Raw genomic sequence first — 23,297 nt, 5'->3', positions numbered from 1 at the left:
CTGGTACGCACCAATCCCGGTGCCGTGCAGGCACGGTGAAGGCATCGTGCAGACTGGCCGTATGCGTATCGAACTCGCGACCGCCGCCGGCGCCACCGATCGCCCGAACGAGGACTGGACAGCCACGGTCCTCCCCGCTTCCGGTCGGGGTGGTGGACTGGTGCTGCTCGACGGCGTCACCCCGCCGAGGGGCGACACCGGTTGTGTGCACTCGGTTCCCTGGTTCACCGCACGGCTGGGCGGGGCCCTGGTCGAACTGTCCGGTTCGCGGCGGGATCTGACCTTGCGGGAGATCCTCGCGGAGTCCATCCGGCGCACCGCGGACAGCCACCGTTCCACGTGTGACCTTTCTCACGTGCGTACGCCACAGGCAACCGTCGTCGTGGTGCGTTGGGACGAGGCCGGGATCGAGCACCTGGTGCTGTCCGATTCGGTGCTGCTGATCGAGTCGCCGGCCGGGGAGGTCCGCGCGGTGCTGGACGACCGGCTCGACCGGCTGCCCCGGGAGCTGCTGGTCTCGGAGGCGGTGGCCGACGCCCGCGCGCGCAACAAGGAGGGCGGCTTCTTCACGGCCGCCGCCGACCCGGCCGTCGCGGAGCGCGCGGTCACCGGGCGGACGCCGCGCGCCGGGGTGCGGGCGCTGGCGGCGATGACGGACGGCGCGAGCCGCTGGACGGAGATGTTCGGCGAGGGCGACTGGGCGGCGTGCCTCGGAGTGCTGGAGAAGGAGGGGCCCCAGGGGCTGATCGACCGGGTCCGGGCCCTTGAGGACGCGGACACGGAGCGTAAGCATCTGCGGCGGAGCAAGACGCACGACGACGCGACGGCGGTCTACGCGCGGCTGTGAGGCGGCGGCTCCCTCAGGTCCTCCGCGCTGGCGTTCAGCTGGTGCAGCAGCCGGGCCAGTTCCGCCACCTCGGCGCGGTCCCAGTCGGCGAGCTTGCGGACGTAACGGTCGCGGCGGGCGTCGCGCACACTGCGGAAACGGGCGAGGCCCTCCTCGGTGAGGTGGACGAGGAAGGCGCGCCCGTCGGCGGGGTCGGGCTCGCGCGCCACCAGTCCGAGGGCTTCCAGGGCGCGGAGCTGACGGCTCATGGTGGCCTTGCCGACGCCGAAGTACGCGGCGAGATCGGTGGCCCGCTGCCGGCCCGCGGACTCCAGGCGTACGAAGAGCCCGTACGCGGCGGCCTCCAGTTCGGGGTGCACCTCGCGCGCCATCTCACCGGAATTGGCCCGCGCGCGCCGCAGGAAGACGGCCAACTCAAGCTCCAGGGCGAGGAATTCGTGGTCCACACCACTTCCTCCGGTCGCGCCGGGTTCACGCCCGCTTTCGCTCCCCTGCACGTCAACACCCCTCATGAGCTTTCCTGCCGGTGAAAGTTTTCTTCGCCGCCGGTCATCGCCGCAGCTCCGTCAGTATTTCGCAGGAGTAGACCAACGGCACAGCCCAGGCCCTCTTCCGCCGCGCGGGTCTACGTGCGTAGCGTCATGCATGGCATGTTCACACCATGGCATGCCGCCGGGGTCGCCGTGCGGCGCCCCCCGGGTCAGCAGATCCCCCCACTGAGGCCTCGGAGGCACGCAATGCCCGTGCACAGATCCGGCTCCAAGACCACCCGCCGCTCGCGCTTCGCGGCGGCCGGCACTCTGCTCGCAGCTCTCTCCCTCCTCATCGCCCTGCCCGGCGCGTCCAACGCGGCCGGCGGCGACCCCACCGCGCCCGCCCGGGGCACCGCCACCATGGGTATGGGCGTCGTCGCCCACGACGGCAAGGGCGGTCTGCCGGTCGAGGGCCGCGCCGCCCAGACCGAGGGCGTGGACGTCAGCAGCCACCAGGGCAACGTCGCCTGGTCGACGCTGTGGAACAGCGGCGTCAAGTGGGCCTACACCAAGGCCACCGAGGGCACGTACTACACGAACCCCTACTTCGCCCAGCAGTACAACGGCTCGTACAACGTCGGGATGATCCGCGGCTCGTACCACTTCGCCACGCCCGACACCACGAGCGGTGCCACGCAGGCCAACTACTTCGTGGACCACGGGGGCGGCTGGTCCAGGGACGGCAAGACCCTGCCGGGCGTGCTCGACATCGAGTGGAACCCGTACGGCGCCCAGTGCTACGGCAAGACCGCGGCCCAGATGGTCGCGTGGATCCGTGACTTCGTGAACACGTACAAGGCGCGCACCGGGCGGGACGCGGTCATCTACACCGCGACCAGCTGGTGGAAGGACTGCACCGGCAACAACGGCGGCTTCGCGACCACCAACCCGCTGTGGGTGGCCCGCTACAACACCACGGTCGGCGAGCTCCCGGCCGGCTGGGGCTTCTACACGATCTGGCAGTACACCTCGTCCGGCCCGACGGTGGGTGACCACAACCACTTCAACGGCGCGCTCGACCGCGTACAGGCACTCGCCAACGGATAACGGCGGCGGCCTCCTCGCCCCGCGGAGCCCGGTGACGCACCCCGTCGCCGGGCTTCGTCGCGTCCGCACGCTCCCGACCAGGCACTTCGCGTACGAGGCGGGGAACCGACCCCGCTATGAACCCGGTGTATACCTCACAGGTATAGTCGCCGCTCCAGGTCGCACACCAGTGCGCCCATGCACACGAGGGAGTGGCACGCCGTGCCCAGTAAGAGGAAGTCGATCGGTACGGGGTTGGCCGTCGCTCTTGTGACAGCGCTCACGATGACGTTGAGCGGGTGCTCGATGGACACCACCGCGCCGGGCTCGGCCCGCGCCGACGCCGGCTCGGACGCCAAGGGATCGTTCGGCCCGGTGGACTGCCGCAAGGCCAAGTGCATCGCCCTGACCTTCGACGCGGGGCCGGGCGAGGACACTCCCCATCTGCTGGACATCCTCAAGGAGAAGAAGGTCCACGCGACGTTCTTCCTGCTGGGCAAGAACCACGTGAAGAAGCACCCCGACACCGTGCGCCGGCTCGCGGCCGAGGGGCACGAGATCGCCAACCACACCTGGTCGCACGAGATCCTCACGGACAAGAAGCCGGCCGAGATACGCGCCGAGCTGGAGAAGACGCAGAACGCGATAGCGGCGGTCACCGGCAAGAAGCCCCGGCTGATGCGCCCGCCGCAGGGCCGCACGGACGACACCGTCTCCGGGATCAGCAAGGACCTCGGGCTCTCCCAGATCCTGTGGAGCGCCACCGCCAAGGACTACTCGACGACCGACTCCTCGCTGATCAAGAAGCGGATCCTCGACCAGGCGAGCAAGGACGGCATCATCCTGCTGCACGACATCTACAAGGGCACGGTGCCGGCCGTGCCGGGCATCATCGACGCGCTGAAGAAGCAGGGCTACACCTTCGTGACGGTCCCCCAGCTGATGGCACCCGCCGAGCCGGTCCCGGGCACGATCTACCGCCCGTAGGACCTGCCCGTACGCGGAACGGCCCGCCTCCCCGCGAGGGGGAGGCGGGCCGCCCGTACCGGCCGTGTCCGTGCTGCCACGTCCGTCACGCCGTGGCGGCTACGCCGCGGCCGGAATCCGGCGCTCCGCCGGGGCCGTGGCCGGGGCGAGGGCGATCTCCAGGACCTGGCGGACGTCGGTGACCGGGTGGACCTCCAGGGTCTCCAGCACCTCGGCCGGGACGTCGTCCAGGTCGGCCTCGTTCCGCTTGGGGATCACCACGGTGGTGATGCCCGCACGGTGCGCGGCCAGCAGCTTCTGCTTCAGGCCGCCGATCGGCAGCACCCGCCCGGTCAGCGAGACCTCACCCGTCATCGCCACGTCCGTGCGGACCAGCCGTCCGGAGAGCAGCGAGGCCAGCGCGGTCGTCATCGTGATGCCGGCGCTCGGGCCGTCCTTCGGCACCGCGCCCGCCGGGAAGTGGATGTGCGCCCCGCGGTCCTTGAGGTCCGCGACCGGCAGTTCCAGTTCCGCGCCGTGCGACCGCAGGAAGCTCAGCGCGATCTGCGCGGACTCCTTCATGACGTCGCCGAGCTGGCCGGTGAGGGTCAGTCCGGACGCCCCGGTCTCCGGGTCGGCCAGCGACGCCTCCACGAACAGGACGTCCCCGCCGGCCCCGGTCACCGCGAGTCCGGTGGCCACGCCCGGCACCGCGGTCCGGCGCTCGGCCGGGTCCTGAGCGGACTCGGGCACGTGGTGCGGGCGGCCGATGAGACCGCGCAGGTCGTCCGCGCCCACCGTGAACGGCAGCTCGCGGTCGCCCAGTTCGTGCTGGGCCGCGACCTTGCGCAGCAGCCGGGCGACGGCCCGCTCCAGGTTCCGGACCCCGGCCTCGCGGGTGTACTCGCCGGCCAGCTTGCGCAGCGCCGGCTCGTCGAGCGCGACCTCGTCCTTCTCCAGTCCGGCCCGCTCCAGCTGGCGCGGGAGCAGGTGGTCGCGGGCGATGACGACCTTCTCGTCCTCGGTGTAGCCGTCGAGCCTGACCAGCTCCATGCGGTCGAGCAGCGCCTCCGGGATGGCCTCCAGGACGTTGGCGGTGGCCAGGAAGACGACGTCGCTGAGGTCGAGCTCGACCTCCAGGTAGTGGTCGCGGAAGGTGTGGTTCTGCGCGGGGTCGAGCACTTCGAGGAGGGCCGCGGCCGGGTCGCCCCGGAAGTCGGAGCCGACCTTGTCGATCTCGTCGAGCAGGACGACCGGGTTCATCGAGCCGGCCTCCTTGATGGCGCGGACGATGCGTCCGGGCAGCGCCCCGACGTACGTACGCCGGTGACCGCGGATCTCCGCCTCGTCCCGGACACCGCCGAGGGCGACGCGGACGAACTTGCGGCCCATGGCATGCGCGACGGACTCTCCGAGCGAGGTCTTGCCGACGCCGGGCGGACCCACCAGGGCCAGCACCGCGCCGCCGCGCCGTCCGCCGACGACGCCGAGCCCGCGGTCGGCCCGCCGCTTGCGCACCGCGAGGTACTCGGTGATGCGCTCCTTCACGTCCTGGAGGCCGGCGTGCTCGGCGTCCAGGATCTCCTGGGCGCCCTTGATGTCGTACGCGTCCTCGGTCCGCTCGGTCCAGGGCAGTTCGAGGACGGTGTCGAGCCAGGTCCTGATCCAGGAACCCTCGGGGCTCTGGTCGGAGGAGCGCTCCAGCTTGTCGACCTCCTTGAGCGCGGCCTCGCGGACGTGCTCGGGCAGGTCGGCGGCCTCGACGCGGGCCCGGTAGTCGTCGGACTCGTCCTCCGGATCGCCGTTGAGCTCCGACAGCTCCTTGCGTACGGCGTCGAGCTGGCGCCGCAGCAGGAACTCGCGCTGCTGCTTGTCGACGCCCTCCTGGACGTCCTTGGCGATCGACTCGGCGACGTCCTGCTCGGCGAGGTGTTCGCCGAGCCACTGGATGGCGAGCTTCAGCCGGGCGACCGGATCGGTCGTCTCCAGCAGGCGCACCTTCTGGGCGGTGGTGAGGAAGGGGGAGTATCCGGAGTTGTCGGCGAGCGCGGAGACGCCCTCGATCTGCTGGACCCGGTCCACGACCTGCCAGGCGCCGCGCTTCTTGAGCCAGCTGGTGGCGAGCGCCTTGTACTCCTTGACCAGGTCGGCGACGGCCCCGGGCAGGGGGTCGGGGACGGAGTCGTCCACCCGGACCCCTTCGACCCAGAGCGCGGCGCCCGGCCCGCTGGTGCCCGCTCCGATCCTGACCCGGTCGCGGCCCCGGATGAGGGCGCCCGGATCGCCGTCGGAGAGCCGTCCGACCTGCTCCACGGTGCCGCGGACCCCGATCCCGGTGTACGTCCCGTCGATGCGCGGGACGAGCAGCACCTCGGGCTTGCCCCCGCCCTCCCGGGCGGCAGCCTGCGCGGCCTCCACGGCGGCGCGCACCTCGGTGTCCGACAGGTCCAGAGGCACCACCATTCCGGGCAGCACGACCTCGTCGTCGAGCGGCAGCACGGGCAGGGTGAGCGGTGTGACGGCAGTGGACTCAGTAGCCATGATCTCCCCTTCGGCAGTCAAGTTGAGCTATACCGACTCAATGCATGTGAGCCGCTCTATGTTCCCCGAGCCCTGTTCGCTCTGAGCGATCAGCTGCCGCCGGTCCGGCAGGGCGCTCCGCGGGCGTTGTCAGTGGCGCCTGTCACGATGCGTGGAGATCGACTCGGCAGGGAGAGACATATGGGTACGTGGGACGTGGGCCCCTTCGACAACGACACCGCCGCCGACTGGTGCGGCGGCCTGGACGACGCCGCCCCGGAGGCGCGCGAGGAGATGGTCCGGGCCGCGCTCGCCGAGACGGCGGGCACCACGGACTACCTGGACTCGGACGTGGCGAACGAGGCGATAGCGGCAGCCGCCCTGGTCGCGGCGCAGTGCCCCGGCGGCGCGCCCGCCGACTCGGCGTACGGCCCCGACGAACCGCTCCCGGACCTGACCGGCCTGCGCGAACTCGCGCTCCGGGCCCTGGACCGGGTCCTCACGGAGCCGTCCGAGCCTCTGGAGCTCTGGGAGGAGGGGGACGACGGACCTTGGCATACGGGCGTCAACCGCCTGCGCGAGACCCTTATGCCCCGGCCCTGAGCGCCCCCGATATTCCGTGGAGCCCGCGCGCCGGGCCGGACAGGATGGCCGCATGACCGACACCCCGCTCCCCGTGCAGGCCCTGATCGTCGTGGACGTACAGAAGGACGGGGTGACCGGCGACCGGGCCGTCCCCTCGGCCGACGTGCTGCTGGACCGTACGGCCGGGCTGCTGGCACGGGCGCGCGGGGCGGGCGCGGTCGTCGTCCACCTCCAGAACGACGGCGACCCGGGCGCGGGCGACGAGCCGTACACACCGGGCTGGGCGCTGCACCTCCCCGTCGAGGAGGGCCCCACGGAGGTCGTGATCCGCAAGACCTGGGACGACGGCTTCAAGGACACGTCCCTGGGCGCCGTGCTGACGGAGGCGGGCGTGGAGTCGCTGGCCGTCTGCGGCGTCATGTCGGAGATGTGCGTCCAGGCGACGGCCCGCACCGCCCTGGAGCTGGGCTACCGGGTCGTCCTCCCGTACGACGCCCACGCAACCCACGACGTCCCGGCCGCGCCCGGGATCAGCGAAGCGGTGCCCGCCGCCGCCGTCTCCCGGGTCGCCGCCTGGGCGATCAGCGCGGACGCCGACGTGACGACGGCGGCGACGGACGTGCGGTTCGCGGCGCCGGGCGGGGCGTAGCCGGCGGTCCTCATCGCCCGAACTCACTGGCCCCGCCCGCCCCGTAGCGACAGGATGGCGGGACACCGACCACGGCCACCGGAGATCAGCACCATGTCCCATACGTTCGGCCCCGACGCCGACGCCCCCGTCACCCTGGACCGCCGCGAGGGACCGTACGGGGAGGTCGTTCTGCGCAGGCGGGGCGAGGAATTCGAGATCATCGCCAACGGGTGCTTCCTGATGGACACCTCGGACGGGCGGTCCGAGCGGCTGCTGATCGACGCCGCGCTGGACGCGCTGCCGGCAGGCCGGTCCGCGCCTTCCGTGCTCATCGGGGGGCTCGGCGTCGGGTTCTCGCTCGCACGGGCCGCCGGCGAGCCGCGCTGGGGGCGGATCGCGGTCGCGGAGCGGGAGGGGGCGATCGTGGACTGGCACCTGGACGGGCCGCTGGCCGCGATCTCGGGGCCGGCGCTCGCCGACCCCCGTACGGAGATCCTGACGACCGACCTCGTCGCGTATCTGGGGACGACTACGGAACGTTACGACGCGCTGTGTCTGGACATCGACAACGGGCCGGACTGGACCGTCACCGAGGACAACAACAGCCTCTACTCCCCCGCAGGTCTGGCCGACTGCCTGGCGCGGCTCAACCCGGGCGGGGTGCTGGCCGTGTGGTCCGCACAACCGTCCGCCGCATTCGACCAGGCCCTACGGAATGCCAGGTTCCAGGGGGTACGGGCGGAAGAAGTGGGCGTTGCCCGAGGTGTTCCCGACGTGGTCCATCTCGCAATTCGAGCGCACTGACATTCCCCCGCCGGGTATCGCGGACCCCCGGGCGCCCGGGGTCCAAGCCCCACAAGCGCGACACTCCGCCTCCCGCGTTCGCCCGCCGGGGGCGTACGGCCTTGCACCCTGCGTAGCCGGAAACCCTCCGCTGCCTCTACGCTGCTGACCGGTAGCGGGATCACCCACGAAATTCACGAGCGAAAACCGTACGTCCGGGGGAATGGCCTCCGTGAGAACGGGCAGGGGCGGGGCGATGGAACAGACACACACCACCCACAGCGGCGTCGCGGCCACCCCGGGCGCGCAGCGCCGGGTGCTGGTGGTCGAGGACGACGCCACGATCGTCGATGCCATTTCCGCCCGGCTGCGGGCGGAGGGCTTTCTCGTGCAGACCGCCCTCGACGGCCCTGCGGCCGTGGACGCGGCGGAGGCCTGGCAGCCGGACCTCATGGTGCTCGACATCATGCTTCCGGGCTTCGACGGCCTGGAGGTCTGCCGCCGTGTACAGGCCCAGCGGCCGGTGCCGGTGCTGATGCTGACCGCGCGGGACGACGAGACGGACATGCTCGTCGGGCTCGGGGTCGGCGCCGACGACTACATGACCAAGCCGTTCTCGATGCGTGAGCTGGCCGCCCGGGTGCATGTGCTGCTGCGCCGGGTGGAGCGGGCCGCGCTGGCCGCCGTGACGCCGCGCAGCGGCATACTCCGCCTCGGCGAGCTGGAGATCGACCACGCACAGCGCCGGGTGCGGGTCCGCGCCGACGACGTGCATCTGACCCCGACCGAGTTCGACCTGCTGGTCTGCCTGGCGAACACCCCGCGCGCGGTGCTCTCCCGGGAACAGCTGCTCGCGGAGGTCTGGGACTGGGCGGACGCCTCGGGCACCCGGACCGTCGACAGCCACATCAAGGCGCTGCGCCGGAAGATCGGCGCGGAGCGCATCCGTACCGTGCACGGCGTCGGCTACGCGCTGGAGACCCCCGCGCCATGACGGCGCCCGGACCGGGGCTGCGGCCGTTCTCCATCAAGGCCAAGCTGGGCACCCTGGTGGTGGTGTCGGTCTTCATCACGACGGGGCTGCTCATGGTGGCCCTGCGCACGCGGACCGAGCTGCGGTTCATCACCGTGTTCTCGGTCATCGCGACCCTGCTGATCACCCAGTTCGTGGCGCACGGCCTGACCGCGCCGCTGGACGAGATGCGCGCGGTGGCCCGGTCGATCTCGCACGGGGACTACACCCGGCGGGTCAACGGGGCGGGCCGTCGCGACGAGCTCGGCGACCTGGCGCAGACCATCAATCTGATGGCCGACGACCTGGCGGCGGTGGACCGGCACCGCAAGGAGCTGGTGGCGAATGTCTCGCACGAGCTGCGCACGCCCATCGCGGCGCTGAGAGCCGTCCTGGAGAACGTCGTGGACGGGGTGTCCTCGGCCGACCCCGAGACGATGCGTACGGCGCTGAAACAGACGGAGCGCCTGGGCCGGCTGGTGGAGACGCTGCTCGACCTGTCCCGGCTGGACAACGGCGTGGTGACGCTGAAGGCCAACCGCTTCGAGGTGTGGCCGTACCTCTCGGGCGTGCTGAAGGAGGCGAACCTCGCCGCCGCGCACCGCCGGCTGTCCTCGGGTTCCGGCAACCACTCGCGTACGGACGTCCATCTGCACCTGGACGTGTCACCGCCGGAGCTGACCGCGCACGCGGACGCGGAGCGGCTGCACCAGGTGGTGGCCAATCTCATCGACAACGCCGTCAAGCACAGCCCGCCGCACGGCCGGGTGACGGTGCTGGCGCGGCGCGGCCCGCAGCCGGAGTCCCTGCACCTGGAGGTGCTGGACGAGGGTCCGGGCATCCCGGAGTCGGAGCGGCACCGCGTCTTCGAGCGTTTCAACCGGGGCGACGTGGCCTCCCCGCACGGTCCGGGCAGCGACGGTGGCACGGGTCTCGGGCTGGCGATCGCGCGCTGGGCGGTGGATCTGCACGGCGGCCGGATCGGAGTGGCCGAATCTGCTCGCGGCTGCCGCATCCGCGTCACTCTTCCGGGGATTCCGCAACCGCGAGGTTGACATAGGGTTCGAACCGGAAGGGCGCGTTCTGCGTGTTCTCTTCAAGGGGTACGGTCCAAGGGGCCGCCGCGGCGGCCTCGCGTACCCGGAGTGAAGCGGAACCATGCTTGTTTCCCGCCATTTCCTGTGCCGAAACCCGGCTTTCGATGTGACTTGCACGACGAAGACCTCCCCGGCCTGCAAGGAACGGCCACGGAGGCGTAGCCTTGATTCCCGCTGTCCATCACCTTGCGAAGCGGAAGAGGGCGGTCACCGCCGTGTCGTCTCAGTCCCCCAGTAACTCGAGCATCTCGACCGACCAGGCCGGTCCGGGCACCAACCCGGCCGCGGCGTTCGGCGCCAATGAGTGGCTCGTCGACGAGATCTACCAGCAGTACCTCCAGGACCCGAATTCGGTCGATCGCGCCTGGTGGGACTTCTTCGCCGACTACAAGCCGGGCAAGACCGGCACGGCGGACAAGCCCGTTCCCGGCGCCGCAGCCGCGGGGGCTGCAGCGCCCGCGGCCCCGGCCGCCCCCACCGACAACACCGCTCCGGCCGCGCCGGCGCAGCCCGCTGCCCAGGCCCCGGCGGCGCCCGCCGCTCCGGCCCAGGCCGCTCCGGCCGCGCCCGCCGCCGCCCCGAAGGCTCCGGCCCAGGCCGCCCCGGCTCCGGCCGCGAAGGCCCCCGCCGCCAAGGCCCCGGCCGCGAAGGCCAAGGCCGCCGCGGACACCAAGACCGCGGGCGGCCCGGAGTACGTGACGCTGCGCGGCCCGTCCGCCGCGGTCGCGAAGAACATGAACGCCTCGCTGGAGCTGCCCACGGCCACGTCCGTGCGCGCCGTCCCGGTGAAGCTGCTCTTCGACAACCGCATCGTCATCAACAACCACCTCAAGCGCGCCCGCGGCGGGAAGATCTCCTTCACGCACCTCATCGGGTACGCGATGGTGCAGGCGCTCAAGGCCATGCCGGCCATGAACTACTCCTTCGCGGAGAAGGACGGCAAGCCGACCCTGGTCAAGCCGGAGCACGTCAACCTCGGCCTCGCCATCGACCTGGTGAAGCCGAACGGCGACCGCCAGCTGGTCGTCGCGGCCATCAAGAAGGCCGAGACGCTCAACTTCTTCGAGTTCTGGCAGGCCTACGAGGACATCGTCCGCCGCGCCCGCAACGGCAAGCTCGGCATGGACGACTTCACCGGCGTCACGGCCTCGCTGACCAACCCCGGCGGCATCGGCACCGTCCACTCGGTGCCCCGCCTGATGCCCGGACAGGGCCTCATCATGGGCGTCGGCGCGATGGACTACCCCGCGGAGTTCCAGGGCACCTCGCAGGACACCCTGAACAAGCTGGGCATCTCCAAGGTCATGACCCTGACCTCGACGTACGACCACCGGGTCATCCAGGGCGCCGCGTCGGGCGAGTTCCTGCGCATCCTCGCGCAACTGCTGCTCGGCGAGAACGAGTTCTACGACGAGATCTTCAAGGCGCTGCGCATCCCCTACGAGCCGGTCCGCTGGCTCAAGGACATCGACGCCTCGCACGACGACGACGTCACCAAGGCCGCGCGGGTCTTCGAGCTGATCCACTCCTACCGGGTCCGCGGCCACGTCATGGCCGACACCGACCCGCTGGAGTACCACCAGCGCAAGCACCCCGACCTCGACATCACCGAGCACGGCCTCACCCTGTGGGACCTGGAGCGGGACTTCGCGGTCGGCGGGTTCGCCGGCAAGTCGATGATGAAGCTCCGCGACATCCTCGGCGTGCTGCGTGAGTCGTACTGCCGCACCACCGGCATCGAGTTCATGCACATCCAGGACCCGAAGCAGCGCAAGTGGCTCCAGGACCGGGTGGAGCGTCCGCGCCCCAAGCCCGAGCGCGAGGAGCAGCTGCGCATCCTGCGCCGCCTCAACGCCGCCGAGGCGTTCGAGACGTTCCTGCAGACCAAGTACGTCGGCCAGAAGCGGTTCTCGCTGGAGGGCGGCGAGTCCGTCATCCCGCTGCTCGACGCGGTCATCGACTCCGCCGCCGAGGCCCGCCTCGACGAGGTCGTCATCGGCATGGCCCACCGCGGCCGCCTGAACGTCCTCGCGAACATCGTGGGCAAGTCGTACGCCCAGATCTTCCGCGAGTTCGAGGGCAACCTCGACCCGCGCTCGATGCACGGCTCCGGCGACGTGAAGTACCACCTGGGCGCCGAGGGGACCTTCACCGGCCTGGACGGCGAGCAGATCAAGGTCTCGCTGGCCGCCAACCCCTCGCACCTGGAGGCGGTCGACCCGGTCCTGGAGGGCATCGCCCGCGCCAAGCAGGACATCATCAACAAGGGCGGCACGGACTTCACCGTCCTGCCCATCGCGCTCCACGGCGACGCGGCCTTCGCGGGCCAGGGCGTCGTCGCCGAGACGCTCAACATGTCGCAGCTGCGCGGCTACCGCACCGGCGGCACCGTGCACGTGGTGATCAACAACCAGGTCGGCTTCACCGCCGCCCCGGAGTCCTCTCGCTCCTCGATGTACGCCACCGACGTGGCGCGCATGATCGAGGCGCCGATCATCCACGTCAACGGCGACGACCCCGAGGCCGTCGTCCGGGTGGCCCGGCTCGCCTTCGAATTCCGCCAGGCGTTCAACAAGGACGTCGTGATCGACCTCATCTGCTACCGCCGCCGCGGTCACAACGAGGGCGACAACCCGGAGTTCACCAACCCGCAGATGTACACCCTGATCGACAAGAAGCGCTCGGTGCGCAAGCTCTACACCGAGTCCCTCATCGGTCGCGGCGACATCACCCTGGAAGAGGCGGAGCAGGCGCTCCAGGACTTCCAGGGCCAGCTGGAGAAGGTGTTCGCCGAGGTCCGCGAGGCCACCTCGCAGCCGGCGCAGCCGCACGTCTCCGACCCGCAGGCCCACTTCCCGGTCGCCGTGAACACCGCGGTCTCCGCCGAGGTCGTCAAGCGGATCGCCGAGTCGCAGGTCAACATCCCCGAGTCGATCACCGTGCACCCGCGCCTGATGCCGCAGATGCAGCGCCGTGCCGCCTCGGTGGAGAACGGCACGATCGACTGGGGCATGGGCGAGACCCTGGCCATCGGCTCGCTGCTGATGGAGGGCACCCCGGTCCGGCTCGCCGGCCAGGACAGCCGCCGCGGCACCTTCGGCCAGCGCCACGCGGTGCTCGTCGACCAGGTCACGGGCGAGGACTACACCCCGCTCCTGTACCTGACGGACGACCAGGCCCGTTACAACGTCTACGACTCGCTGCTCAGCGAGTACGCGGCGATGGGCTTCGAGTACGGCTACTCGCTGGCCCGCCCGGAGTCGCTGGTCATCTGGGAGGCCCAGTTCGGTGACTTCGTCAACGGCGCCCAGACCGTCGTCGACGAGTTCATCTCCTCGGCCGAGCAGAAGTGGGGCCAGACCTCCGGCGTCACGCTGCTCCTGCCGCACGGCTACGAGGGCCAGGGCCCGGACCACTCGTCCGCACGCCCCGAGCGCTTCCTCCAGATGTGCGCGCAGGACAACATGACGGTCGCGATGCCGACCCTGCCGTCGAACTACTTCCACCTTCTGCGGTGGCAGGTGCACAACCCGCACCACAAGCCGCTGATCGTCTTCACCCCGAAGTCGATGCTCCGCCTCAAGGCGGCCGCGTCGAAGGTGGAGGAGTTCACCACCGGCGGCTTCCGCCCGGTGATCGGCGACGACTCGGTCGACCCGAGCGCCGTCCGCAAGGTCGTCTTCTGCGCCGGCAAGGTCTACTACGACCTCGACGCCGAGCGCCAGAAGCGTGGCGTCACGGACACCGCGATCATCCGCCTGGAGCGCCTGTACCCGCTGCCGGGTGCGGAGATCCAGGCCGAGATCGCCAAGTACCCGAACGCGGCGAAGTACCTGTGGGCCCAGGAGGAGCCGGCCAACCAGGGCGCCTGGCCGTTCATCGCCCTGAACCTGATCGACCACCTGGACCTGGCCGTCGGCGCGGACGTCCCGCACGGCGAGCGCCTGCGCCGCATCTCGCGCCCGCACGGCTCGTCCCCGGCGGTCGGCTCGGCCAAGCGGCACCAGGCGGAGCAGACACAGCTGGTCGAGGAGGTCTTCGAGGCCTGACCGGCGCCGTCGCACGAACCAGGGGCCCGTCCCGCGAGTGGATCGCGGGGCGGGCCCCTGGGTGTGTACGGGGACTCAGACGATCAGCGGTTCGAAGTCCCAGTACGGGCGGTTGCGGGAGCGTGCCGAGACGGTGTGGACGTGCTGGGCGCCGAGCGTTGACGCCAAGTCCTCCAGGGCCTCGTTCTCGATCTTCTCGGCCTTCTGCCGGTCGCGGAGCCCTCGGAGGTCGGCGGCATGAGCGATGCGGGCGGACAGCGTCAGTGGGTGGGTCCGGCCGAGGACCTCGACGGCTCGGGTGATGACGGAGTCCGTCAGTGCGGCCGCGCTCTCGGGGTCGCCCACGAGGTTCCGCAGCGCCGAGGCATTGATGCCGCAGCCCAGCGTCCAGGGGTGGTGCTCGCCGACAGCCTGAGCCATGGTGGCGAGCGCTTCCTCCAGAAGCACGTGGGCATGTTCCCGCTCCCCCACATTGCGCAGGATCAGGGCATGGTTGGACCGAGCGCCTGCCGCGTAAGGGTGCTCTTCCCCGAGCATGTCCGCGTACCCGGTCACGACCTTCTCGCTTATGGCTCGGGCCTGGTCGATGTTGCCGTGCTCGCGGGCGAAGCAGGCCTGACCCGCCGCGAACATCATCGTGAGCGGATCGTTCTCGCCCAGGACACGTTCACCTCGCTCCAGAACACGGGTGAACAGGATGGTGGCCTTGGCGCGCTCACCGTTGCGGTAGTGACACATCGCGAGGTTGTACTCGGCACGCAGGGTCTGCGGGTGGTCCGTTCCGAGGACGCGTCGGTGCAGCTGAACGCTCTGGTTCTGGAGGGAGAACGCCTCGTCGTAGCGGCCGAGCAGACGCAGGTCGGTGGAATAGTGGATCTCGGAGGACATGGTCCAGGTGTGCCGTTGGCGCAGAAGTTGGCGGCGAGCGTCCAACGTGCGCCGGTTGAGCTCCAGGCTCTCCTGGTACCGACCCAGCAACCGCAGGGTGACGGCCAGGTTGTTCTGCGCGTTGAGCGTCCGCGAGTCCTGGTCACCCAGCAGTCTCTGGTACGCGGTGAGAACCCACCTGGACACTTCCAGCGCCTCGTCGTAACGGCCGAGACCTCGCAGGTCGGCGGCCAGGCCGGAGGCGGCCCGCAAATGCTCCAGGTCGTCGGGGCCGCGCTCTGCACGCAGACGCTCCACCGCCGCGCGCTCGATGGCCTCGGTTCCGACGTAGTCGCCGACGGCCCTCAGGAGATTGGCGTAGTGGTAGCTGAGGTCCCAGATCCGGGCATGGTCCTCGCCGAACAGCTCCCGCCAGGCGGCCATGGCGCGTTCGCCCAGCTTGATGCCGGCCCGGTACTCCCCCGACAGGTACATGTACCGCAGGCAGTTGAGCACCAGCGTCTGCACTGCGGGATCGTCGCTCTTCAGTACGTCGGCCCACTTCAGGTGCGGGGTGATCTCGGCGTACGCGGGCCACAGGCGGGTGTCGGTGGGGCGTCCGGGGTCGGCCGCCGCGAGGGCGCGCCGGACGACGTCGATGAACTCCTGGCGGTTCTCCTCCGTCATGTCGTGCCCGATGATCTGGTGGACCATGCGGTGCATGTAGATGGACTCCCCGGAGGATGCCGCATCGATGCCCGATTCATGGGATTCCAGCCGGACCACGGAGTACTGACGGAGCTGGTTGATCGCCTTGTTCCACAGCAGGGGGTCGTTCATCAGCCCTGCGACCTGTTCCGGGAGGTCCCCCGGCGGCATGTCCTTCAGGAGCCGGACGGGGATGGACCCGGGTGCGAAGAAGCTGCACAGGCGCAGCAGGTCGACGGACTCGGGGACGGTGTCCCTGAGCTTGTTCAGCAGTATCGACCAGGCGGTCTGGAAGGCGAGGGGGAAGTCGGCGGAGACCTTGACGACGTCCTGGTCGATACCGCCGTCGAGGAGCTGGATGTACTCCTCCACCGACAGGTCCGAGTCGTTGAGCCACCCGGCGGTCTGGTCGAGCAGCAGGGGCAGGTCTTCGAGTGCCTCGGCGAGCTGGTCGGCCTCGGCCGGTGTGAGGCGGGGGGCGCGGCGGCGGATGAAGGCCACGGACTCGTCGCGCCGGTAGACGGGCACCTCGACGAGGTTGCTGTTGTGCTCGCTCCACTCCGGGTTGCGCGAGGTGATCAGGACGTGGCCCGGCCCGGTGGGCACCAGGTCCCAGATCTGGTCGGGTTCGTCGGCGCCGTCCAGGATCAGCAGCCAGTGGGCGTGCGGGTCGCCCCGGCGGAGCGAGTCGCGTACGGCACGGAGCCGTTCGCCGTATTCGGCGCCGGTGGACAGGCCGAGTTCCGGGGCGAGTTCGGCGAGCTTCTGCCGGTAGAGCGCGCGCCGGTCGGCGGGCACCCACCAGACGACGTCGTACTCGGAGCCGAAGCGGTAGACGTATTCGGCGGCCAGCTGCGTCTTGCCGACGCCGGACATGCCGTGCAGGGCCACGACCCCCGCACCCGGCCCCGACTCCTGGAGCGCCCTGTAGGTGTCCGTGAGCAGCTGCTCCCGGCCGGTGAACCGGATGTTGCGGCGCGGCACCCCGCCCCACACCTGCGGGATGTCGGAGGGGAACCGCGGCCCCGGTGAGGTGCCCTCGGGCAGCGGGTCGGTGGGCAGTCCGAGACGGACGAGGAGCCGCCGCTCCGCCTCCTCGGCGCCGACGTTGGTGAGGTCGGCCGCGCTGAAGGCGGAGGTGGCCCCGGGAAGCGCGGAGGTGGTCACGCACACCGCCGCGAACCGGTCCGGATCGGGGGCGACTTCGGAGCGCAGCGCCCGGTTCCACTCCTCATGGCTACGGGGGCCGAGCTGGAAGTACCAGTCGCTGAGGATCACCAGGACGCGTCCGCGTGCGAGCGTCAGATCCCGTAGCGACTCCTCCAGCGGAATCGAGACCGGCGGGTCCCAGCGCTGCTGGACGACCGTCACTCCGCGCCGCTCCAGACGGTCCGCGATCCACGCCGCCCAGGCGCGGTTGAAGCCGGCGAAACTGATCGTGACGGTGTTCGCCCCGGCTACTCCAACTGGCTTACGCGTTCCGGGCATTCAGCCGTCTCCCTGCCTCGATACGAGCCTTGTCAACATACACCGGAGCACTGCCGCCCCAGCGGGAATCCCAGGCTTCTCACTGCCTTCGCAAGCCGTTCCTCTGCTGCCATATCACCTTGGTGGTGGACACGTACGCCTGAGCGCGCGCGAGGTGCCCCGAGGGGGGCGGATTGTCGTCCAAACGGTGGTAGACGGAGATCATTTCGTTGACCAGCGTCCGGCCCTCGGCGGTGAGCTCCGCCGAGCCCGCCAGCACGGGCAGCACGGTGCCGACCTGTTCGCGGCAGCGGGCGTGCTCGGCCCATGCCAGGTCACGGTGGGTGACCCGGTGCGCGTGCAGGGCGAACCGCTGCCAGAAGTCGGCGAGCGCCAGGTGCGAGTAGGCACCCTGGAGCAGACCGTCGAAGGGCCGGGGATCGGGGCGCCAGGGTGCGAAGTAACGCTCGGTCGCGTCCTCGCGGTGGAGCGGTACCAGGGCGGTGAGGGCGGACAGCTTGGTGTGCTGGAGTTCGTGGACGAGTGTCGAGGCGAAGAAGGCCGCGGTGGCGGGCTTGCTGCTGAGTACGGCCCCGAACGCCTCGCGCCTGGTCGCGCTGCAGTGCGCCGCGCCCTCGCCGTCGGGTCCGGCGCCGCCCGGGTGCCCGAGGGGCACCATGCAGCGGAGCAGCACGGCCGCCTCGGCGAGGCGGTGTTCGCCGCCGACCCTGAGCAGGGGTTCGAGGCCGGACCAGGACTGCGCCCACTCCTTGCGTTCGTGGTCATCGACGTGCGCGGCCCCGCTCAGCCCGTGCGACTGCCGGTCCCCGACTTCCATGCCGTAGGGGTCGACGTCGTCGAGAGGTACGGGCACGCTGCCCGGCGCGATGGGGCGGAGCATGACCACCGGAAGCCAGCGCGGGTCGACCGAGCTCAGGGTCCGGTCGGTGTGGCGACGGACCGTGAACCGCGGACCGTCCTGCGGAGACAACGTCAGCTCGTCGCCGCGGTACGAGAGCCGGACCTGGCCCGTATCCGACCGGACGGCGCCCAGCGTGGGCAGGGAGACCAGCCCCCGGCGCGGGGTGAGCCGGACATCGAACCCCACCCCCGCTCGCAGCGCCCCCGCCGCCGCCAGCGCCGTCAGGTGCGCCAGATCGGCGCGGAGCTCCGGGCCGGCCGGGGCGCCCGAGGTCAGCCCTCCCAGCAGGCGCTGCGCCCAGGGGCCCGCCAACGGGTGGAACAGGACGGTGCGCACCGCCGCCCTGTCCGCGAGTTCGGCGGTTTCGAGGAGGGCCCAGTCCTCGCGGAGCCGGTCCAGCAGCTCGGGTGGGCAGACCGTGGCGGGTGCGGCCTCCGCCGCGTCGAGCACGGCGCGCAGGAGGACGAGGCGGCGGGTGTCCTGGTCGCGGACGAGCAGGCCGAGGGATGCGGCGTCGCCCTCGGTGCGGCCGAGTTCGCGCAGGACGTGGTCGGGGATGACGGGACTCATGGGGGGTCTCCAGCGGTTGCGTCGGCGAGCCGGTCCGCGATGTGGCGGATCAGCCGTTCGAGGTCGGCGCAGTAGACGGAGGGGTTCTGGAAGCCGTTGTCTGCGCGATAGCGGTGTGCGTAGTGGCCGCCCCCGCACACGGTCAGCAGCGGGCAGGCGCGGCAGGCTGCGGCGAGCGCGCCGGCTCCCGCCTGGCGGGCGGCGACGCCGGGGTGGTGCAGCGCGTCGTCGAAGGTGTGGTGGAAGACGTCGAGCCCGGTGGCGGCCGCGCCGTCGTACGCGGACTTGAGGGAGTCCACCTGTTCGATGGACCCGTCCGTCTCGACGACCACCGCGTTGAGCGGGTCGAGGCCGAGGGACTCGGTGGCGGCGGGCAGTCCGAGGAGCAGCGCGACGCACTCCTCGAAGAGCCGGACGTGTGTCTCCCGCCGGGGCGCCTGCCACCAGCGGTCGAAGACGGTGCACAGCCAGTCGCCGTACGGGGTGGGACGCCCCGGCCCCTCGGCGGGAGAAAGCCCCGGCGGCGGGCTGGACCAGTTGCCGTGCGGCAGCAGGAGGTCCAGGGCCGGAGGGCGCAGGGCGAGCAGTGATTCGTACATCTCCACCGGGTCGGTGCGCGGGTCGACGACGGTGAGGATGCCCGCGTACGCCTCGGGGTGGTGGTCGGCCAGGAGCCGGGCGCCGCGCGAGGCGGCCGGCCAGGAGGGGCGGCCCGCGTGGTCGGTGCGCAGGGTGTTGTGGGCGGCGAGGCCGCCGTCGAGGCTGATGCCGACGCGGATGCCGTGCCGGGCGAGGGTGGTGACGGCGGGGCCGGTGAGCAGGGTGGCGTTGGTCTGCACGGTGGTGCGGACGGTGCAGTCGGCCGGTACGCGCTCGCGCACCGCGTCGGCGAGGGCCGCCAGCCGGCCGGGGCCGGCGAGCATGGGTTCGCCGCCGTGCAGGACGAGGGCGACGCCGCGCAGTCCGTGGGCGGCCGCGTGCTCGGCGATGCGGCCGGCGATGCGGTCGAGGACGGCCGGCGACGCGGCGGCCGGCCGGTCGCGCCAGGTGCGGTCGGGGCCCTCGTACAGGTAGCAGTAGCGGCAGGCCAGGTTGCAGCGGCCGTGCACCTTCACGATGAACTGGCCGAAGGGGACCGGGTTCACGCGACCGTGCGCGCGGGCTTCTCCTCGCGCCGCGAGCTTCCCCCGAGGCGTCGTCCGTCCAGCCAATCGAGCACCCCCGTGCTGTACGCCGGCCGGGGTGGCCCCGCTGCCGGCCCGGGGGGAGTGTCCCCGGCGCACGGCGGGTGCAGGCCCGACCGGGGCCATGATGTCCTGATCGGGCACACCCCCGGCCGAAACCGTGTGGTGTCCGGCCGGTGGTACGGGTGGCCGGACCGTCCCCGTGCCGTTCCCGGCGCGCCCGACGGGCCTGCGTGGTCTCAGAAGGCGTTGGTGAACCCCCAGAGCATCTCCTTCGGCTGTTCCGCCCGCCCCCGCAGTTCCGCCACCACCTCCGCGAGCACCGGGTGGTCCATCGTCCGCAGGGTCGCCAGGTCCAGGCCCAGCAGGTCCGGCAGTTCACCCGTGCCGGCCGCGCCCGCTCCGTCGTTCCGTGTCGACTCGTTCATCACGCCTCCCCGTACAGCAGCACCGGGCCGGCCGGTGGCAGGCTCGCCCTTGAGCGCGCCGCGCCGGTCCCGCATTCCTGACCTGCCCTGTCGTCGCCCGCCGGACGTGGGCGCCGGGGCGCGGACGCGCTCGTCGTCGAGCGCGCCGCACTCACCGCTCCAGCTCCGCCAGCCGCTCGGCGGTCGCTTCGCCCGCCGCGCCGCCGCCGTCCGGCAGTTTGCGCCACTCCTGCCGGGCCGCCCGGTACGCGTCCCGCGCGGCCCGGGGGCGGCCCGCTCTCTCGTACGTCATACCCCGCCAGTGGTTGGCTGTAGCAGCCAACTCCACTGCTTCTCCGAGATGTTGTGGACTTTCCAGCTCCGTTTGCGCCTCGCCGGCGGACTCGGCCGCCGAACGGAAGGCCTCCGCCGCCTCGTCGCGGCGGGCCGGCCGGTCCAGGACGCCGGCGGCCTGGAGGAGGGCCCGGCCCAGCTCCAGCCAGCAGCGGGCGGCGGTGAGCGGGGCGGTGGCCTCCTCGGCCGCCAGCTTGAAGAGGTACTCGGCCTCGCGCAGGTCGACCCGGTCCGCCGTGGCGCGGTGACGCAGCATCAGGGCGCGGCCCAGCATCAGCAGGCGCTCGGACTGGTGGGCACCCCCGGCCGGCATCTCGGAGCGGCAGTCGCGCAGCACCCGTACCGCCGCCCCGATGTACGCCCGGCCGTCCGGGAGTTCGGCGCGGTGCAGCAGCGTGGCGCCCCATTCGGCGAGCAGGTCGGTGTAGGCGCGGGAGTCGCGGGGGATGCCGCGGGCCGCGCGGGCGAACCACTCGGTGGCGGCGACGAGTTCGGCGGGGTCGCCGGTGTGTTCGTAGCGGGCGGCCCGGACCCGGCCCGCCCTGGTCTGGAGCTGGGCGCGCTGGCGCTGGTCGCGTACGGTCTCCAGCGCCTGGGTGGTGAGGGTGGCGGCCTCCTCCGGTTCGGCGCCCGAGGCGAGCAGCGCGTCGACGAGGTCGAGGACGATGCGGACCTCGGTGCCCATGGTGTGCCGGCCGCCCTGGGCGAACGCGGTGCGCAGCGAGCGGGCCGACTGGGTGGCGTAGGCGCGTGACTGTTCGGTGTCCTGGGTGGCGCGGGCGAGTTTCAGCAGGGTGCGGCCGTGCTGGAGGGGCAGGACGGCGGGGCGGTTCTCCTGGTCGGGCCAGGCGTCGGCGAAGGCCTCCAGCATGCCGCAGGCGCTCTGCAGCAGGGCGCTGTCGCCGTCGAGCCGCCACTGCGCCTCCAGGGCACGCACCCGCTCCAGGGTGAGCCGCAGGGCCTCGGCGGGCTCCAGGTCGTGGCTCGCGCAGGCCGCGGTGTACTCGCGGTCGGCGCGCCGCAGCAGCTCCAGCGCGCCGCGCCGGTCGCCGCGCCTGCGCCGGTCGTCGGCCGCCGCGTGCAGGACCTTGGCGAGGACCGCGCGTTCGCGTACGGCTCCGGGGCGGGCGGCGGCCCGTTCGGCGGCGCGTTCGGCCTCGTCGAGCAGGTCGGCGCCGCCCTGCACCTCCCACAGCCGCAGCACGCAGCGCGCGTACTCCGCCCAGAGTTCGGGGTCGTCGGCCGGGGCCGCGCTGTGTTCGGCGGCGCCCCTGAGCAGCTGTACGGCGTCGATCAGGCGCTGGACCATCTTGTCGGCCTCGAAGTGCCGTACGAGTTCACGGGCGCGGCGCACGGCGAGGCCGCGGGCCTGGGAGTCGGGGGAGGTCTTGGGCTCCCGGGTCACGAATCTGGGGGGTACGGGCATGAAGCGCTCCAGTACGCGTGCTGCGACTTCGGCAAAGGCGTGGGGGACGCGCGGACCACCGCGTCTCTCGTTCCCCCCGTTCCCCTCGTTCTCCTCACTGTCGTCGGCGTCTTCCGCGTCCCCGTCCGGCGAGGCTCCGGCCGCACCCGGGACCGGCCAGGGGGTGCGGTGCGCGGCCTCGCTCGTGGTGCCGTCGCCGAGCTGGGCGTAGGCCAGGGCCGGGAAGTTGGGCCCGCCCCTGCCGAACCGCTGCTCTATGTATTGCGAACAGTGCTTGAGTACGAGCAGAGCCTCGTCACGGCCGAGGGGCCCGAGCAGCGCCTCCTGGACGTCGGGCTCGAAGGCGTACCACTGTCCGCGTCCGGTGCCGCCCTCCGACCGCCTCAGGAGTCCGCTCAGCAGGACTTCGGCGAGTTCGGAGGGGCCCGAGTGGGGCAGCATGGTGCGCTGGACGAGTTGCATGACGGGCAGGTAGAGGGGCGCGGCGGCGAGGTAGACGGCGAGCTGTCCGGCGGCCGGGGAGGCCGTCGCGCGGAACCGGCTGACCAGGTGCAGCGACGACAGCGCGTCGCCCCGCCGGCCGGCGGGGGCGGCCGGCTGGTCGGCCCGGACCCAGCCGACCGCGCCCGGTACGGACGCCGCTCCGGTGCCGGAGAGGAGCCTGGCCCAGGCGGCGAGGGCGTCCGCCACCGGGGGCAGGACGGGCACGGCCAGCGCGCCGGGGTGGACGGCGGGGCCGGTTCCGGCGTCGCCGGTGACCTTGAGCAGGGTGGCCCCGGCCGGGCCCTCGCCCCGGGTGAGCGAGCCGAAGGTGACCGGCAGCCGGGTCCGGTTCCACATGCGCTGCGGGAGCGGCTGGAGGACGGCGACGGGGGCGAGCCGGGCGAGCTGGTGGAGCAGCCGGTGGGCGTGCCCGCTGCGCCAGAGGGGTCCGGCGCAGTCGCTGACGACGACGGTGACCCGGCGCCCGGTGGGGTCGCTGAGCCGGTCCGCCGAGTGCAGGGGCGCGGTGGCGGGGTCGGGGCTGCGGCTGACCGTGCAGGCGCCGTCGGGTCCGGGGTGCAGATAGCGCATCTGCACGTCCCGGAACGCGCCGAGCTGCGCGAATATCTGCTGGAGCTCCTCGAACATCCGGTCCCAGACGAGCATCGAGGAGGAGGCGTCCATCACGCACTGCACGACGGCGTCGCCCCGCCGGACCCCCCGGAACACCGGCATGATCACGCCGCCCGCGCGGGCGCTGCGTTCGGCGGTCGCCCGCTCGTCCAGGACGCGGCGCAGCGGGGCGGAGACCGGGTGGTAGCGCTGCAACGGGCGCAGGGCGCGGGTGAGTTCGAGGGGGG

General features: G+C 71.8%; 16 protein-coding genes. 9 read left to right on the top strand and 7 right to left on the bottom strand.

What is annotated here, in order from left to right; all coding sequences use genetic code 11:
* Positions 1-61 precede the first annotated feature (61 nt).
* A complete protein-coding gene (locus tag EAO73_RS09060) occupies positions 62-847 on the top strand; it encodes a protein phosphatase 2C domain-containing protein (protein WP_147970872.1) in 786 nt (261 codons plus the stop codon).
* Here the strand turns inward: EAO73_RS09060 and EAO73_RS09055 are convergent.
* Positions 832-1,359, bottom strand: a complete 528-nt coding sequence (locus EAO73_RS09055) for a MarR family winged helix-turn-helix transcriptional regulator (RefSeq protein ID WP_376555169.1) — start codon at positions 1,357-1,359, stop codon at positions 832-834. The genes EAO73_RS09060 and EAO73_RS09055 overlap by 16 nt on opposite strands.
* Before the next feature lie 225 nt (positions 1,360-1,584).
* On the opposite strand from EAO73_RS09055, the gene EAO73_RS09050 reads away from it, so the two are divergent.
* Together EAO73_RS09050 and EAO73_RS09045 are read left to right on the top strand one after the other, a co-directional pair.
* Positions 1,585-2,427: a lysozyme gene (locus EAO73_RS09050; protein ID WP_147970870.1), complete on the top strand. Its 843-nt coding sequence runs from the start codon at positions 1,585-1,587 to the stop codon at positions 2,425-2,427.
* A gap of 177 nt (positions 2,428-2,604) precedes the next feature.
* Positions 2,605-3,393: a polysaccharide deacetylase family protein gene (locus EAO73_RS09045; protein ID WP_412074570.1), complete on the top strand. Its 789-nt coding sequence runs from the start codon at positions 2,605-2,607 to the stop codon at positions 3,391-3,393.
* 99 nt (positions 3,394-3,492) lie between these two features.
* Here the strand turns inward: EAO73_RS09045 and lon are convergent, their stop codons facing one another.
* Positions 3,493-5,913, bottom strand: a complete 2,421-nt coding sequence (gene lon, locus EAO73_RS09040) for an endopeptidase La (protein ID WP_147970869.1) — start codon at positions 5,911-5,913, stop codon at positions 3,493-3,495.
* Positions 5,914-6,093: 180 nt separating this feature from the next.
* Between lon and EAO73_RS09035 the strand changes: the two genes are divergently transcribed.
* The 6 genes from EAO73_RS09035 to EAO73_RS09010 all read left to right on the top strand — a co-directional run bounded on the left by EAO73_RS09035 (position 6,094) and on the right by EAO73_RS09010 (position 14,049).
* Complete coding sequence (locus tag EAO73_RS09035) at positions 6,094-6,495, top strand: DUF4259 domain-containing protein (protein WP_147970868.1); 402 nt, start codon at positions 6,094-6,096, stop codon at positions 6,493-6,495.
* A 52-nt stretch (positions 6,496-6,547) separates the two neighbouring features.
* A complete protein-coding gene (locus EAO73_RS09030; RefSeq protein ID WP_147970867.1) occupies positions 6,548-7,126 on the top strand; it encodes an isochorismatase family protein in 579 nt (192 codons plus the stop codon).
* A gap of 93 nt (positions 7,127-7,219) precedes the next feature.
* Positions 7,220-7,912: a spermidine synthase gene (locus tag EAO73_RS09025; RefSeq protein ID WP_147970866.1), complete on the top strand. Its 693-nt coding sequence runs from the start codon at positions 7,220-7,222 to the stop codon at positions 7,910-7,912.
* Between the two features lie 235 nt (positions 7,913-8,147).
* On the top strand, positions 8,148-8,885 hold the full coding sequence (locus EAO73_RS09020) for a response regulator transcription factor (protein ID WP_073963975.1): 738 nt from the start codon (positions 8,148-8,150) through the stop codon (positions 8,883-8,885).
* Complete coding sequence (locus EAO73_RS09015; protein WP_147970865.1) at positions 8,882-9,958, top strand: sensor histidine kinase; 1,077 nt, start codon at positions 8,882-8,884, stop codon at positions 9,956-9,958. Before EAO73_RS09020 ends, EAO73_RS09015 begins: the two co-directional genes overlap by 4 nt.
* Before the next feature lie 257 nt (positions 9,959-10,215).
* Positions 10,216-14,049 (top strand): multifunctional oxoglutarate decarboxylase/oxoglutarate dehydrogenase thiamine pyrophosphate-binding subunit/dihydrolipoyllysine-residue succinyltransferase subunit, encoded by a 3,834-nt coding sequence (locus EAO73_RS09010; RefSeq protein ID WP_147970864.1) that lies wholly within the window; start codon positions 10,216-10,218, stop codon positions 14,047-14,049.
* A gap of 75 nt (positions 14,050-14,124) precedes the next feature.
* Here EAO73_RS09010 and fxsT read toward each other — a convergent pair whose 3' ends face one another.
* The 5 genes from fxsT to EAO73_RS08985 all read right to left on the bottom strand — a co-directional run.
* Complete coding sequence (gene fxsT / locus EAO73_RS09005; RefSeq protein WP_147970863.1) at positions 14,125-17,112, bottom strand: FxSxx-COOH system tetratricopeptide repeat protein; 2,988 nt, start codon at positions 17,110-17,112, stop codon at positions 14,125-14,127.
* A gap of 79 nt (positions 17,113-17,191) precedes the next feature.
* Positions 17,192-18,583, bottom strand: a complete 1,392-nt coding sequence (locus EAO73_RS09000) for an aKG-HExxH-type peptide beta-hydroxylase (protein ID WP_147970862.1) — start codon at positions 18,581-18,583, stop codon at positions 17,192-17,194.
* Positions 18,580-19,728, bottom strand: a complete 1,149-nt coding sequence (locus EAO73_RS08995; RefSeq protein ID WP_147970861.1) for an FxsB family cyclophane-forming radical SAM/SPASM peptide maturase — start codon at positions 19,726-19,728, stop codon at positions 18,580-18,582. The genes EAO73_RS09000 and EAO73_RS08995 overlap by 4 nt, the downstream gene beginning before the upstream one ends.
* A gap of 278 nt (positions 19,729-20,006) precedes the next feature.
* Positions 20,007-20,195, bottom strand: a complete 189-nt coding sequence (gene fxsA / locus EAO73_RS08990) for an FxSxx-COOH cyclophane-containing RiPP peptide (RefSeq protein WP_224756216.1) — start codon at positions 20,193-20,195, stop codon at positions 20,007-20,009.
* 151 nt (positions 20,196-20,346) lie between these two features.
* Positions 20,347-23,297 (bottom strand): SAV_2336 N-terminal domain-related protein (locus tag EAO73_RS08985; RefSeq protein ID WP_147971476.1); only part of this gene is annotated, 2,951 nt, incomplete at its 5' end.

Source organism: Streptomyces sp. col6 (assembly GCF_008042035.1).
Classification (GTDB): domain Bacteria; phylum Actinomycetota; class Actinomycetes; order Streptomycetales; family Streptomycetaceae; genus Streptomyces.
This window is presented reverse-complemented; position numbering and strand designations above follow the sequence as displayed.